General features: G+C 68.9%; 12 protein-coding genes. 7 read left to right on the top strand and 5 right to left on the bottom strand.

The window, feature by feature from the left end:
* Positions 1-256 precede the first annotated feature (256 nt).
* Positions 257-1,699, bottom strand: coding sequence for an NAD-dependent succinate-semialdehyde dehydrogenase (locus Q0480_RS08985; protein WP_299132173.1), 1,443 nt, complete (start codon positions 1,697-1,699; stop codon positions 257-259).
* A gap of 546 nt (positions 1,700-2,245) precedes the next feature.
* Here Q0480_RS08985 and Q0480_RS08990 point away from each other — a divergent pair.
* On the top strand, positions 2,246-3,487 hold the full coding sequence (locus Q0480_RS08990; RefSeq protein ID WP_299132174.1) for a CoA transferase: 1,242 nt from the start codon (positions 2,246-2,248) through the stop codon (positions 3,485-3,487).
* Between the two features lie 164 nt (positions 3,488-3,651).
* Positions 3,652-4,221 carry a peroxidase-related enzyme gene (locus Q0480_RS08995; RefSeq protein ID WP_299132175.1) on the top strand — a complete coding sequence of 190 codons (570 nt, stop codon included), beginning with the start codon at positions 3,652-3,654 and terminating at the stop codon, positions 4,219-4,221.
* An 87-nt stretch (positions 4,222-4,308) separates the two neighbouring features.
* Here Q0480_RS08995 and Q0480_RS09000 read toward each other — a convergent pair whose 3' ends face one another.
* Positions 4,309-5,304, bottom strand: coding sequence for an MDR family oxidoreductase (locus tag Q0480_RS09000; RefSeq protein WP_299132176.1), 996 nt, complete (start codon positions 5,302-5,304; stop codon positions 4,309-4,311).
* Positions 5,305-5,518: 214 nt separating this feature from the next.
* On the opposite strand from Q0480_RS09000, the gene Q0480_RS09005 reads away from it, so the two are divergent.
* The 4 genes from Q0480_RS09005 to gfa all read left to right on the top strand — a co-directional run bounded on the left by Q0480_RS09005 (position 5,519) and on the right by gfa (position 10,431).
* Positions 5,519-6,226 carry a response regulator transcription factor gene (locus tag Q0480_RS09005; RefSeq protein ID WP_299132178.1) on the top strand — a complete coding sequence of 236 codons (708 nt, stop codon included), beginning with the start codon at positions 5,519-5,521 and terminating at the stop codon, positions 6,224-6,226.
* An 8-nt stretch (positions 6,227-6,234) separates the two neighbouring features.
* Positions 6,235-7,431, top strand: a complete 1,197-nt coding sequence (locus Q0480_RS09010; protein WP_299132181.1) for an FIST N-terminal domain-containing protein — start codon at positions 6,235-6,237, stop codon at positions 7,429-7,431.
* Positions 7,428-9,650, top strand: coding sequence for a PAS-domain containing protein (locus Q0480_RS09015; protein WP_299132184.1), 2,223 nt, complete (start codon positions 7,428-7,430; stop codon positions 9,648-9,650). Before Q0480_RS09010 ends, Q0480_RS09015 begins: the two co-directional genes overlap by 4 nt.
* Before the next feature lie 139 nt (positions 9,651-9,789).
* On the top strand, positions 9,790-10,431 hold the full coding sequence (gene gfa, locus Q0480_RS09020) for an S-(hydroxymethyl)glutathione synthase (RefSeq protein ID WP_299132185.1): 642 nt from the start codon (positions 9,790-9,792) through the stop codon (positions 10,429-10,431).
* A gap of 132 nt (positions 10,432-10,563) precedes the next feature.
* Here the strand turns inward: gfa and phoB are convergent, their stop codons facing one another.
* The 3 genes from phoB to Q0480_RS09035 all read right to left on the bottom strand — a co-directional run bounded on the left by phoB (position 10,564) and on the right by Q0480_RS09035 (position 13,419).
* On the bottom strand, positions 10,564-11,259 hold the full coding sequence (gene phoB / locus Q0480_RS09025; RefSeq protein ID WP_299132187.1) for a phosphate regulon transcriptional regulator PhoB: 696 nt from the start codon (positions 11,257-11,259) through the stop codon (positions 10,564-10,566).
* A 14-nt stretch (positions 11,260-11,273) separates the two neighbouring features.
* Entirely contained in the window at positions 11,274-11,975 is a 702-nt protein-coding gene (phoU, locus tag Q0480_RS09030) for a phosphate signaling complex protein PhoU (protein ID WP_299132188.1), read from the bottom strand.
* Positions 11,976-12,087: 112 nt separating this feature from the next.
* Positions 12,088-13,419, bottom strand: coding sequence for an ATP-binding protein (locus tag Q0480_RS09035; protein WP_299132189.1), 1,332 nt, complete (start codon positions 13,417-13,419; stop codon positions 12,088-12,090).
* Between the two features lie 120 nt (positions 13,420-13,539).
* On the opposite strand from Q0480_RS09035, the gene Q0480_RS09040 reads away from it, so the two are divergent.
* On the top strand, positions 13,540-13,965 hold the full coding sequence (locus tag Q0480_RS09040) for a DUF1178 family protein (protein WP_299132190.1): 426 nt from the start codon (positions 13,540-13,542) through the stop codon (positions 13,963-13,965).
* Positions 13,966-14,040: the final 75 nt, after the last annotated feature.

Below are 14,040 nucleotides of genomic sequence, written 5' to 3' on the forward strand. Positions count from 1 at the left end.
CCGCAAGCTTGCTCCGGGCGCGCGGACCGCGGGCGCGCCACTGGCGCCCCCTAAGGTCGGTCCGCGAGAACATCTCGATCCGAACCAATCAAGCGGATTTGGCATGACCGTCACGATCTCGCCGACGGTCGAGATTGTGACGGGGGCGATCAAAGTCGGATCGCCCTGCCAGGGATGCGCCCGCGTCACGTCGCGGACGCCAAGACCAAGATCGTTCGGGGCGCCGTCCTGGCGGCCATCGGCCTGATCGGCGAGATCAGGCGGCGGTCTGGGTGACGAACTTGGTCACGAGATAGGCCTCGATCGCCTCGGAGCCGCCTTCTGTGCCGTGGCCCGATTCACGCACGCCGCCGAACGGCACCTCCGGCAGGGCGAGGCCGAAGTGGTTGATCGTCGTCATGCCGGCCTCGATCTCGAGCCCGAGGCGGCGGATGGTCTCGGCCGAGCGCGAGAAGCCGTAGGAGGCGAGGCCGAAGGGCAGACGGTTCGCCTCGGCGATCGCTTCGTCGAGCGTGGCGAACGGATTGACCACGGCGATCGGACCGAACGGCTCCTCGCTCATGATCCGGGCCGAAAGCGGCACCTCGGCCAGCACCGTCGGCTCGAAGAAATTGCCGATATTGCCGATCCGCTTGCCGCCCGTGACCAGCCGCGCGCCCTGATCCACCGCGTCCGCGACCAGCCCTTCGAGCGCCGAGACGCGCCGCTCGTTGGCGAGGGGGCCCATCTGGCTGTCGGGGTCGAGGCCGTTGCCGACCCGCGTCGCGCCAAGCGCATCGGCGAAGCCGGAGAGAAACGGCTCGAACGCCGCCTCCTCGACCAGAAAGCGGGTCGGCGAGATGCAGACCTGCCCGGCGTTGCGGAGCTTCGCGGCGGCGATGAGCTTCACCGCCTTGCCGAGATCGGCGTCCGCGGCGACGATGACCGGCGCATGGCCGCCGAGTTCCATCGTCGCGCGTTTCATATGCTGTCCGGCCAGCGCCGCGAGATGCTTGCCGATCGGGGTCGAGCCGGTGAAGGAGATCTTGCGGATCACCGGATGCGGGATCAGGTACTCGGAAATCTCGGCCGGCACGCCATAGACCAGATTGACCACGCCGGCCGGCACGCCCGCGTCGGCGAGGGCGCGGATCAGCTCGGCGGGCGAGGCCGGCGTCTCCTCCGGCGCCTTGACGATGATCGAGCAGCCGGCGGCGAGCGCGGCGGAGATCTTGCGCACGGCCTGGTTGATCGGGAAGTTCCAGGGCGTGAAGGCCGCGACCGGGCCGACCGGCAGCTTCAGCGCCATCTGGGTGACGTTCGGCGCGCGCGCCGGGATGATCTGGCCGTAGGCGCGGCGCGCCTCCTCGGCGAACCAGTCGATGGTGTCGGCGGCGGCCAGCGTCTCGGCGCGGGCCTCCGCCAGCGGCTTGCCCTGCTCGCGCGTCATCAGCCCGGCGATACCATCGACGCGCCCGCGCAGGAGATCGGCGGCGCGGCGCATGATCCGGTAGCGTTCGAAGACGCCCGTCGCCCGCCACGTGGCGAAGCCGCGCGCCGCCGCGGCCAGCGCCTCGTCGAGGTCGGCGATCTCGGCCCTGGCGAGCTGGCCGATCACTTCCGAGGTCGCCGGGTCGCTGACTGGGATCGTGCGCCCCCCGGCGCCCGCGCGCCAGCGACCGTCGATGAAGAGCAGGGTGTCGGGATAGGTGGCGGACATGGGTCTTCCTTCGGCTCCAGGGGCCTGCTCGGCCCATCGCGTGTGATGTCTCGGGCAATGCCCGGCGGGCGACCAAGCGCGGTCGAAACCGCCTCCACCGCTCCGCGCGGCTGTTCGGTGAGGGTCCGGGCTTCCAGGAGGCGCGATCCCCTGACGAAGGCTTTGTCCGTGATTTCCGCCGAACCTTATCCCGAACCCCGCCCGGCTTGTCGAGGGGCGTCCGGATCGCGAGGCGCGCGTTCCACCATTCCCGCCCGTATTCCGCGTTCGTCACCCCCGCGGTCGGATCCGGGCGCGAAGCCCGCGTCCCGGACACCGGCTCGACGAGGCGCGCGCGGCGAAGGGCTTCGCCTTCGCCGATACCGACCAGCCGGCCGTCACGCGGGACGCGGCGACGTTGACACGGCGTTGACACGGCGTTGACACGGTCGCGTGCGCGTGTGCTGGCTCGGCGAGACCTGTCCGGCTTCGCCATCGACTGGCACCGCCTCGCCCAATCCGAGCTGCAAACGCCCGGCCCCGCCTTGCCTCCTGAAGGAACCCGTCATGTCCCGACCCGGCTCTCTGGCCAATCTCAAGGTGATCGACGCCAGCCGCGTGCTGGGCGGGCCCTATGCCGGGCAGATCCTCGCCGATCACGGCGCCGACGTGATCAAGCTCGAACCGCCGGCCGGCGACGAGACCCGCGGCTGGGGTCCGCCCTTCCTCGACGACGCGGCGAGCTATTTTCTCGGGCTCAACCGCAACAAGCGCGGCATCGCGGTCGATCTGGCGCAACCCGCCGGGCGCGAGCTGCTGCTTGAGCTGCTCGAAGGGGCGGATGTCTTCATCGAGAATTTCAAGACCGGCACGCTGGAACGCTGGGGCCTCGGCAACGAGGAACTGTCGCGCCGATTTCCCCGGCTGATCCATGCCCGGATCTCGGGTTTCGGCGCCGACGGGCCGATGGGCGGCCTGCCGGGTTACGACGCGGCGATCCAGGCGCTCTGCGGCGTCATGAGCGTCAATGGCGAGCTTGGCGGCCAGCCGCTGCGCGTCGGGGTGCCGGTGGTCGATATCGTGACCGGCCTCAACGCGGCGATCGGCATCCTGATGGCGCTGAACGAGCGGACGAGCAGCGGCGAGGGCCAGTTCGTCGAGACGAGCCTCTACGACTGCGGCGTCTCGCTCCTGCATCCGCATCTGCCGAACTACTATCTGTCGGGCAAGGTGGCGGCGCCCGCGGGCAGCGCGCATCCGAACATCTGCCCCTACGACAGCTTCGCAACCGGCACCCAGCCGATCTTCCTCGCCGTCGGCAACAACCGCCAGTTCGCGACATTGTGCGACATGATCGGACGGCCCGACCTGCCGGAAGACGAACGCTTCGCCGCGAACAGCCAGCGCATCGCCAATCGCGACGCGCTGAAGGTCGCGCTGGAGACAGCACTGGCCGCCTTCGACTGCGCCGATCTGTCGGACCGACTGATCAAGGCGGGCGTACCATGCGGCGCGGTCAGGACCATCGATCAGGTGGTGGCCGACCCGCATACGATCCATCGCGAGATGGTGGTGGATATCGGCGACTATCGCGGCACCGGCAGCCCGATCAAGCTGTCGCGCACGCCGGCGAGCTACCGGCGCGCGCCGCCGGGCTTCGCCGAACATACCGCCGAGGTGTTGGAGGAGCGGTCGATCGACGCCGACCGCTACCGCGAGGCGCTGCCCGGTCTCGATCCGGGGACGGCGGCGAACCGGGGCACGGGCTCGACTTTCGACGGACGGAACCCGAGTGGCCGGCGAAGGTGAAACCCGAGCGGCACGACCCGACGTCGCCGGTCGGCGAGTTCGGAGGCAGGAGGATTGTTTCGCCTTCCTCGCGGCTCCGCGACCTGTCGCGCCGGCTGGTCGAGACCCGTGGCTCAGACGCGATCGGCGAACATGCCGCCCGCCCGAGGAGGAGGACCTGACCGATGACCACCGGCGCGATAAGCCGCTTTCCCGTTCCCCGGATCGAGGATCTGCCCGAGGACATCCGCGAACGTATCCTCGCAGCGCGGGAGAAGTCCGGCTTCGTGCCGAACGTCTTTCTCGCGCTCGCCCATCGCCCGGACGAGTTTCGCGCCTTCTTCGCCTATCACGACGCGCTGATGGACAAGCCCGGCAACCTGACCAAGGCCGAGCGCGAGATGATCGTCGTCGCGACCTCGAACGCCAACCAGTGCCAGTATTGCGTCGTGGCGCACGGTGCGATCCTGCGCATCCGCGCCAAGGATCCGCTGATCGCCGATCAGGTGGCGATCAACTACCGCAAGGCCGACATCACGCCCCGGCAGAAAGCGATGCTCGATTTCGCCATGAAGGTCTCGGCCGAGGCCCACGCGGTCGGGGACCAGGATATCGAGCTCCTGAAATCGCACGGCTTCACCGAGGAAGACGCCTGGGACATCGCCGCGATCTCCGCCTTCTTCGGCATGTCGAACCGCATGGCGAACGTAACCAGCACGCGGCCGAACGCGGAATTCTACACGCTCGGCCGCTGAGCCCCGCCATGGCGATGGATGCAAGGAGACACTCTCCGAAGCCGACGCCGCCGGGCGGACATCTGTCCGCCCGGTCACGCCCCGCCGCTATTCCCGCACATCCACCACCACACGGCCGCGCACACGCCCCGCGACGATGTCGGCGGCGATCCGCGGCAGCGCGGACAAGGGCTCCAGCCGCGCGATGCTGGCGAGATGCGCCTTGTCGAGACGCGCGGCGAGCGTCGCCCAGGCCCGGTCGCGGCGCGCCCGCGGGGCCATCACGCTGTCGATGCCGAGGAGGGCCACGCCGCGCAGGATATGTGGCGCGACCGACGCGGGAAGGTCCATGCCGCCGGCCAGACCGCAAGCCGTGACCGCGCCGCCATAGATCGTCTGGGCGAGGACATTGGCAAGCGTGGTGGAGCCGACCGAATCCACCGCCCCGCCCCAGCGCTCCTTCTGCAGCGGCCCGCCCTTCTCGGCGAGCGTGGCACGATCGATGAACGCGGTGGCCCCGAGGCCGGCGAGATAATCATGCGTCTCGGGCCGACCCGTCGCCGCCGTGACCTTGTAGCCGCCCTGCGAGAGAAGGCTGATCGCCGTCGAGCCGACGCCACCGGCGGCGCCGGTCACCAGAACCTCGGCGCCGCCGGGCGCGATCACGCCCCAATCCTCGAGCGCATTGACCGAGAGCGCGGCGGTATAGCCGGCGGTCCCGACCGCCATAGCCTGTTCCGGCGAGAAGCCGGCGGGCAGGCGGATCAGCCACTCGGGCTTCAGCCGCTGGAACCGCGTGTAGCCGCCCCATTCGGTTTCCGACAGGCCCCAGCCGTTGACGATCACGGGATCTCCCGGCCCCCAGTCGGGCGAGCGGCTTTCGACCACCACCCCGGCGAGGTCGATGCCCGCGACCATCGGCAGGCGTCGCGCGATCCGGCCCTTGCCGGACACCGCCAGCCCGTCCTTGTAGTTGACCGTCGAATGCGACACCTCGACCAGCACGTCATGGTCGGGCAGGTCGGCCATGGTCAGCTCGCGGAACTCGGCCTTCGGCTTGCCGTCGCTGTCCACGATCATCAGTGCGCGGAATGACTCGGCCATCCTGTTCCTCCCTTGGAATTTTCCTTCGCTGGCGCGACGATAACGCCCCGGCGCGGGCGATAAAAGGCTTGGCGCGCCAACGGGCGCGCGCCCCGCCCGGACCCAAGGCGCACCGCCGACGCGACGGCGCGATCGCGACTACGGTCTTTTGTACTATATCCCCGGCCGGCGTGCCTCTGGTAGGCTCCCTGCGAGTACCAATCGAGGTATCCGCATGCGGTCCGCCGTGATTTCGTTAACCAACCCGCGCCAGGGCGCCCAGCATGTGATGGTCGTGGACGACCATCCGTTGTTCTGCGAGGCGCTGGCGATGACGCTGACCAGCGCGCTCTCGGTCCAGACCATCACCACCGCGAACTGCCTCGCCGACGGGCTGAGCAAGCTCCGCGCGGGCGATACGCCGGACGCGGTGCTGCTCGATCTCAACCTTCCGGACGTCGCCGGGCTTGATGGACTGGTCCGGCTCAAGGCGGCGGCGCCGGGCGTGCCGGTCATCGTCGTTTCCTCCTATCAGGACAGCCGGATCATCACCTCGGTGATGCAGGCGGGCGCGGCGGGCTTCATCCCCAAGCACAGCGCGCGCGAGGTCTTCGTCCGGGCCTTCAGCCGGATCTGGGCCGGCGAGACCTTCACCCCCGACAGCTACGTCGCGCCGAAGACCCGCGCGGAATCGCAGAAACTCGACCCGGCGGCGCGCCTCGGGGATCTTACGGCGCAGCAGGCGCGCATCCTCGATCTCGTCTGCGAGGGAAAGCCGAACAAGCAGATCGCCTACGAACTCTCGATCGCCGAGACCACGGTCAAGGCGCATATCACCGCGATCCTCCGCAAGCTCGGCGCCCAGAGCCGCACCCAGGCGGTTCTGGTGGCGAACAAGGCCAGCTTTGCCTCGATCTTGCGCCAGGAGCCCAAAGGCGACTAGATCCCGGTATGGGAGCCACCGCCGACGATTTCGACCTCGCCGCCGACGCATCGGGCGACCGTGTGCGCCGGGCGCGGTCCTTGCATCCCGACTCCCGCCGCGCCGTCGGCGAGGTTCGCGATCGGCTCGGCCCCGGCCCTTTCGCGCTGGTGGTCCTCTTTGTCTCGGCGAACCGGCTGCCTGACGAGGTCGCCGCCGCCGTGATGGAGCATTTCCCCGGACAGGTGGTGATCGGCGCCACGACGGCGGGTGAGATCGGCGACGAGGGATATCTCGATGGCGCGATCGTCGGCGTCGGGCTGCCGCTCGGCCACTTCCGGGCGCAGATCATGGTCATCAACGATCTCGACCGTTTTCCGGAGCATCTTTCGATTCAGGACGTGCTCCGCCTCCGCGGCGCGCTTGCCGGAATGGTGCCGAACTGGCCGAACGAATTCGTCTTCCTGCTCAGCGACGGCCTCTCGCTGATGGAGGACCGGCTGGTGTCGGCGCTCGGCCCCGCGCTCGGCGGCGCGCCGCTCTTCGGCGGCTCGGCGGCGGACGGGGTCGACTTTCGCCGGACCTGCGTGCTCGCCGACGGCGCCTTCCGTCCGAACGTGGCGGTGCTCGCCTTCATCCGCACCAATTGCCGGGTCAAGGTGTTCCGCTTCGACCATCTGGTGCCGACCGACACCCGCATGGTGGTGACCGAGGCCGACCCCGCGAACCGGATCGTGCGCGAAATCAACGCCGAACCCGCCGCCCGCGCCTATGCCCGCGCGCTGGGGCGCGACCCCGACCAGCTCTCGCCCTTCATCTTCGCGGCGCATCCCGTGGTGGTGCGGATCGGCGGCGCGCATCATGTCTGCGCCATCCAGCGGGTGGAGCCGAACGGCGATCTGAAATTCTTCACCGCGATCGACGAGGGCCTGGTGCTGACGCTCGCCGAAGGGCAGGACATCGCCGCCCATCTCAAGCTATCGCTCGATGAACTCTCGCCCGAGGGTCCGCCCGAGGCGATCATCGCCTGCGAATGCATCCTGCGCCGGCTCGAGGTCGAGGAGACCCAGGTCAAGGTCGCGATGTCCGAGATGCTGGCGCGGCACAACGTCGTCGGCTTCAACAGCTATGGCGAGCAGCTGAACATGCTGCATGTAAATCAGACCTTCACCGGCGTCGCGATCTATCCGCCCCCCGCCGATCCGGCCGGACCGACCGGGCGATGAAGCCGCTGCTGCTCGATCCGGCCGACGACCTTGGCCAGCAGAATGCCAAGCTCCGGCGCATCGCCGAGGTGCTGATCGCCCGCGTCGAGCGCGAGATCGGCGAAAGCGGGCCGGGCTACGTGAATTTCCAGATGGCCGCCGCGCTGGAAGAACAGGTGCGGGCGCGGACCAAGGATCTCGATGACACGCTGAAGATGCTGTCGATCGCCAACGCGCGGCTGAACGTGGCGCGGCAGGAGGCGGAGCAGGCGCGCAACGACCTGTTCGACGCGATCGAGGCGGTGCAGGAGGGCTTCGCGCTCTTCGACCCGCAGGACGTGCTCATCATGTGCAACACCCGCTTTTCCGCGCAGATGCCCGACGTGGCGCCGCGGCTGGGGCCGGGGCTGAAGTTCGTGGACTATGTGCGGATGGTGGCGCGCAGTCGGCACCTGCAGATGGACGACGACGCGACCCGCGACGAATGGGCGCGCCAGCGGCTGCTCGACCACCGCAATCCACAAGCCGTCTTCGTGGTCGGACTGACCGACGACCGCTGGATCCAGGTCAGCGCCCATCGCAGCCCGTCGCAGGGCACCGCCGTCGTGCAGACCGACGTCACCGACATGGTCCGGCGCGAGCGCGAGGAGCGCGACCGCCTGCTCGACGACCAGGCTCGGCTGCTGCGTGCGACGCTCGACCATATCACCCAGGGCGTCGCGATCTTCGACGAGCGGCAGCGGCTCGCCGGCTGCAACCAGCGGCTGCGTCGGATGCTGTCGCTGCCAATGCAGATGACGCAGGCCGGCGTCGATTCGCTGTCGATGTTCGGCTACATGCGGCACGGCGAGCGTTTCGCGCCGCTGGAGGGGCTGGACGAGCTCGTCGCCTGGACCAACGCGGCGGGCCGGCGCGAACCGCTGTCGCTGGCGCTGCGCCGCGGCGACGGTGCGATCCTCGACGTATTCTGCCAGGAGATGCCGGATCGCGGCTTCGTGATCAGCTTCACCGACATGACCGCCGAGCGCGAGGCCGTGGCGGCGATGCATCATGCGAACGAGACGCTGGAGCAGCGGGTGGCCGAGCGTACCCGCGAGCTCGAAGCCGCGCGGGACGAGGCGGAGCGGGCGAACGCCTCGAAGTCGCGCTTCGTGGCGAGCGGCAGTCACGATCTGCTGCAGCCGCTGAACGCCGCGAAGCTGTTCCTCTCGTCACTGTCGCATACGAAGCTCGATCCCGACCAGCGTGCCATCGCCGAGCGGATCCAGAGCGCCTTCGAAAGCGTCGAGACCATCCTCGGCGCGCTGCTCGACATCTCGAACCTCGACATCGGCGCGGCCAGAGCCGAACTCACCTCGATGCCGATCGCGCCGCTGCTGCGCAGCATCGATCAGGAGTTCCAGCCCCTCGCCCGCGAGCGCGGCCTGACCTTGCGGGTGATCCCGAGTTCGGCTTGGGTGGAGAGCGATCCTGCCTATCTGCGGCGCATCCTGCAAAATCTCGTGGTGAACGCGCTGCGCTATACAAGACACGGCAAGGTGCTGGTCGGCGCCCGCCGCCGCGGCGACAAGCTGCGGATCGAGATCTGCGACACCGGCCCGGGCATTCCCCCCGATCGCTGGGCCGAGATCTTCCACGAATTCGTGCGTCTCGACACCTCGCCCGGCACGCCGCAGGGCATGGGGCTCGGGCTTGCCATCGTGGAGCGGGCCTGCGCGCTGCTCGACCACGCGCTCGAGCTCGAGTCCGAGCCCGGTCGCGGCACCCGCTTTACCGTGTCCGTGCCGATGTGCGAGGGCAGCGCTTCGTTCGGCGAGCCCGCGCATGACGCGGAGCGTCGTCCGCCGCCGCTCGACGACATGATCGTGGTGCTGATCGAGAACGATGACGAGGTGCGGGCGGCCATGGTCTCCGTGCTCGAGGACTGGGGCACCAGTCCTCTGGAATCCCGCGACCTCGCCGGGGCCGAGGCCCTGGTCGCCGACGTCGGCGTCGCGCCGGACGTCGTCATCGCCGACTATCTGCTCGACGGCGACGAAAACGGCCTCGACGCGATCGCCCGGATGCGGGCGCGCAACGGCAACGTGCCGGCGGTGATCGTCTCCGCCGACCGCTCGACCGAGCTGCGCGCCCGCGCGGCCCAGGCGAACGTCACGCTCCTGCACAAGCCGCTGGAGCTGCACCGACTGCAGGCGGTGCTGCAATGGGTGAAGAACGCCGCCGCGCAGAAGCGCGGCTGAGCGCGGCCGCTCGCGACGCGGTTCACCGCTACCTATGGACAATTGCTTTCGCGTTTTTCGGGGCGCAGCGTCGGGCCAATGCGACGGTGGCCGATGGATTTGACGGCCAGAAACGATAGCCAAATGGAGGAGGAGTGACATGGGACTGCTGGCGAGTATTTTCGGCGGCGGTGCGACCGAGGCGCCGACCCGACCAGCGCCGACCTTCGCAGGCGTGAAGATCCATCCCGGTGTCGACAACGGCTTTCCGCCGGCGGTCCCCGGCTTCTCCGGCGGTACGCTGACCTGCAAGTGCAAGACCAATCCGGTCAAGGTGAAGGTGGCCGCCCAAACCGCGCATAACCACGTCTGCGGCTGCTCCAAATGCTGGAAGCCGAGCGGCGCGGTCTTCGCCCAGATCGCGGTCGTCGGCAAGGACAAGGTCTCGGTGCTCGAGAACGGCGACAAGCTCGCCATCATCGACACCGCGGCCGCCATCCAGCGCCACGCCTGCAAGGACTGCGGCACGCACATGTTCGGCCGCATCGAGAACACCGGCCATCCGTTCTACGGCCTCGATTTCGTCCATACCGAACTCAGCTCCGAAAAGGGCTGGTCCCCGCCCGAATTCGCGGCCTTCGTCTCCTCGATCATCGAACAGGGCTATCAGCCGGCGAAGATGGACGGGGTCCGCGGCCGCCTGCGCGAACTGGGTCTCGAACCCTACGACTGCCTGTCGCCGGCGCTGATGGACGCGATCGCGACCCATATCGCCAAGCAGAACGGCAAGCTGCCCGCCTGACCAGCGAACCGAAGGCGGGAGGTCAATCGGAGCTCCCGCCCGCGGTCCCGGGCAGGTTTCCAAAGCAAGCTCGCGGAGGCGCCAGGGCCAAGGGTGGGCTGTCAGGCGAGATCGTGACGTGAGCCCTCGCGTTCAACCGGTGTAGGTTTCGTCCAATGCATAGCCGCTGGAGCGGACGGTGCGGATCGGATCCTTGTCGCCGCGGCGGTTCAGCGCCTTGCGCAGGCGGCCGACATGGACATCGACCGTCCGGCTCTCGACATAGACGTCCTGCCCCCAGACCCGGTCGAGCAGCTGCTCGCGCGAGAAGACCCGGCCGGGCCGCTGCATCAGCGTGTCGAGCAGGCGGAACTCGGTCGGTCCGAGATGCACCTCGCGCTTGCCGCGCCGGACGCGGCAGAGCTGGCGGTCGAGCACGATGTCGGCGAAGGTGGCCACATCGCCCGCGATCGCCGGCGCCGCACGGCGCAGCACGGCGCGCATCCGCGCCACCAGCTCGGACATCGAGAAGGGCTTGGTCACATAGTCGTCGGCGCCGATCCGCAGGCCGCGCACCCGGTCCTCCTCCTCGCCGCGCGCGGTAAGCATGATGACCGGGATCTCGCGGGTCTCGAGGCGGCTGCGCAATTGCCGGCAGAGCTCGATGCCCGAGACGTTCGGCAGCATCCAGTCGAGCAGCACCAGGTCGGGCTTCTCCTCGTCCACCGCCATCATCGCCTCGTCGCCGTCGGCCGAGGTGGCGACGGTGAATCCCTCCTTCTGGAGATTGTAGGCCAGAAGCGCGCTGATCGCCTCCTCGTCCTCGACGACCAGGATTTTCGCACACATGGGCCAGTTCCCCGTCAGCCGCGGATATAGTCGACGCCGGTCGGCTCGCCCTTCGGGCGATTGTCCCCGAGGGACTCGCCGCGGACGATGTAGTAGACCATCTCGGCGATGTGGGTCGTGTGGTCTCCGATGCGCTCGAGGTTCTTGGCGATGAACATGAGCTGCGCGCCGACCCCGATCAGCCGGCTGTCCTCGACCATGTAGGTCACCACCTCGCGGAAGATGGCGTTGTACATCTCGTCGATCTCGTAGTCCTGGTTCCAGATCTGCACGGCCATGTCCACGTCGCGGGCGGCGTGGGCGTTCAGAACGTTGCTGAGCTGGGTGAGGGTCTCGCGCCCCATCCGCACGATCGAGGTCGTCATCTTCATCTGCCGCGCCGAACTGAGCGGGATCGCCCGCTTGGCGATGTTCTTGGCAAGGTCGCCGATCCGCTCCAGCGTCGCCGCGATCTTCATCGCCGCGATCAGGACCCGCAGGTCGGCGGCCACCGGCTGGCGCAGGGCGATGATCCGCACCACCTGCTCCTCAAGGCCGATTTCCATCGAATCGAGCAGCTTGTCGCGATCGATCATCTCGCGCGCCAGTTGCGCGTCACGGCTCTGCACGGATTCGAGCGCCTTGGACAGCAGCTCCTCGCACAGCCCGCCCATCTCGGAAATCTTCGCCTGGACCTGGATCAGATCTTCGTCAAAAGCCGAAACGATATGCGCCATGGCCGCGCCACCCCTCTCGTCCGCTTCCAGCGCGAACGTCTCGCGCAAGTATATGGATGGGTGCAACGCGCATGTTACAGTTTCAAGACGTTTTCGTGAATAGGCAAGCGCCTCAGGCCGAACGCAGATTCGCGCCCGCGTCGGATTCGGCTTCGGCAGGCGGGTCGGGGAGCGTCGCGCCGGCGCCGCTCGCGCGGGGCAGCCAGACGGTGAAGGCGCTGCCGGCGCCGGGGGTCGAGGCGATCTCGAGCTTGCCGCCATGGCGGTTCAGGATGTGCTTGACGATGGCGAGGCCGAGGCCGGTGCCGCCCTTGTCGCGGCTGTTGCTGACATTGACGCGGTAGAAGCGCTCGGTCAGCCGATGCAGGTGTTCGCGCGGGATGCCGGGACCGTCGTCGGCGATCGAGACGCCGTAGCGGCTGGGATGAGCGCGGCTCTCCGACGCGGCGAAGACCCGCGCGACCGAGCCGGGTCCGCCGTATTTCAGGGCGTTGTCGATCAGGTTGGCAAAGACCTGGGCCAGCTGGTCGCGGTCGCCGACCACCGGCGCGCCAAACGGTTCGAGCTCGACGCGGAGCGTCGCCCGCTCGCGCTCGGCCACCGGCTGCAACGCCGCGCCGCTTTCGGCGGCGATCTGGTTCAGCGACCATTCCTCCACGGGCCGCAGATGTTCGGTCATCTCGATCCGGCTGAGCGACATGAGATCATCCACCAGCCGCTGCATCCTGCCCGCCTCGCGCGACATGATGCGCAGGAAGCGCTCCCGCGCCTCCGGATCCTCGCGGGCATGGTTCTGCAGTGTCTCGATATAGCCGATGACGGCGGCGAGCGGCGTGCGCAGCTCATGGCTGGCATTGGCGATGAAGTCCGACCGCGACTGCTCGGCGCGCCGCGCCTCGGTGCGGTCCTCGATCTGGGCGATCGCCTGCGTCTCGGTCCCGAAGCCGCCGCCGGGCGGCAGCAGCGCGACGCGCGCCTCGAACGAGCGCTCCTGATCGTGATGCGTGACGAACCGCGCTCCATGCTCGCCGCCGTCGGCCAGGGTCGCATTCACCGCCTCGACGAAGGCGGGGGCGCGGATCACGCTGGCATAGTGGGTATCAAGCCGCAGGCGAGGCAGCGCCGCCACGGCCGCCGAGTTCGCGAAGACGATCCGGCCGGTGCGCGAGATCACGAGGAGCGGCGTCGGCAGCTTCTCGAGAAGCGCGCGCGCGAAGACCTGCTCCTCCACCGGCTCGGGCGCGGAACCCGCGTCGCGCAGGGGCTCGCCCCGCCGCGGGTCGGCCGGCGCGGGTCGCCACCAGGGAATCGCCGCGCCGAGCGGGACCAGCGCCGCGCCGATCAGGAACGCGATGAGCGGCGGCGGCGATGCCAGGACCACCAGCGCCATCGACGCGCCCGCCGCGATCAGCAGCGGCGGCTGAAACCATTTCGGCTGGGACACGTCGACTCCGCTTTTCCGGGGTGACGGTTCTTCTACCAGCGCGCGGCCGGATCACGAAGAGTGATTGTCTTCATCGATCCGTCACATATCTAGGACGGATAACAAGGAGACGCGGCTGCGATGATCCGGTTCACCCTGCGCTGCGACAAGGCGCACAGCTTCGACTCCTGGTTCGGCTCCGGCGAGGACTATCAACGCCTCGCGGATGACGGGCGGATCGCCTGCGCGATCTGCGGCAGCTTCGATGTGCGCAAGGATGTGATGGCGCCCGCCGTGATCTCGGGCGGATCCGCGGGCGCGGCGCCGGATCTCGCGGCGCCGGCGTCGGTCGCCGAGCAAGCGCTGGCCGAGCTGCGCCGGCGGATCGAGGCCAGGTCCGAGGATGTGGGCCGCGACTTCGCGGCCGAGGCGCGACGCATTCACGAGGGCGAGGCGCCGGCCCGGCCGATCATCGGCGAGGCGCGCCCCGCCGACGCGCGCGCGCTGATCGAGGACGGCGTCCCGATCGCCCCCCTGCCCTGGTCCTCGCCCCGCAAGACCAACTGATACCAACGGCCCATCTCGTTGACTTTCCGACCAAGCGCGCCGAAGGCACGCGAGGCGCAGGCCCGACAAAGCCGA

The sequence above is a fragment of the uncultured Amaricoccus sp. genome, assembly GCF_937891315.1.
In the GTDB taxonomy this organism is placed as follows: Bacteria; Pseudomonadota; Alphaproteobacteria; order Rhodobacterales; family Rhodobacteraceae; genus Amaricoccus.

Excerpts from the sequence above, each read along its gene's own strand:
- Q0480_RS08985 (WP_299132173.1), bottom strand. The coding sequence starts at position 1,699 with ATGTCCGCCACCTATCCCGACACCCTGCTCTTCATCGACGGTCGCTGG.
- Q0480_RS08990 (WP_299132174.1), top strand. The coding sequence starts at position 2,246 with ATGTCCCGACCCGGCTCTCTGGCCAATCTCAAGGTGATCGACGCCAGC.
- Q0480_RS08995 (WP_299132175.1), top strand. The coding sequence starts at position 3,652 with ATGACCACCGGCGCGATAAGCCGCTTTCCCGTTCCCCGGATCGAGGAT.
- Q0480_RS09000 (WP_299132176.1), bottom strand. The coding sequence starts at position 5,304 with ATGGCCGAGTCATTCCGCGCACTGATGATCGTGGACAGCGACGGCAAG.
- Q0480_RS09005 (WP_299132178.1), top strand. The coding sequence starts at position 5,519 with ATGCGGTCCGCCGTGATTTCGTTAACCAACCCGCGCCAGGGCGCCCAG.
- Q0480_RS09010 (WP_299132181.1), top strand. The coding sequence starts at position 6,235 with ATGGGAGCCACCGCCGACGATTTCGACCTCGCCGCCGACGCATCGGGC.
- Q0480_RS09015 (WP_299132184.1), top strand. The coding sequence starts at position 7,428 with ATGAAGCCGCTGCTGCTCGATCCGGCCGACGACCTTGGCCAGCAGAAT.
- gfa (WP_299132185.1), top strand. The coding sequence starts at position 9,790 with ATGGGACTGCTGGCGAGTATTTTCGGCGGCGGTGCGACCGAGGCGCCG.
- phoB (WP_299132187.1), bottom strand. The coding sequence starts at position 11,259 with ATGTGTGCGAAAATCCTGGTCGTCGAGGACGAGGAGGCGATCAGCGCG.
- phoU (WP_299132188.1), bottom strand. The coding sequence starts at position 11,975 with ATGGCGCATATCGTTTCGGCTTTTGACGAAGATCTGATCCAGGTCCAG.
- Q0480_RS09040 (WP_299132190.1), top strand. The coding sequence starts at position 13,540 with ATGATCCGGTTCACCCTGCGCTGCGACAAGGCGCACAGCTTCGACTCC.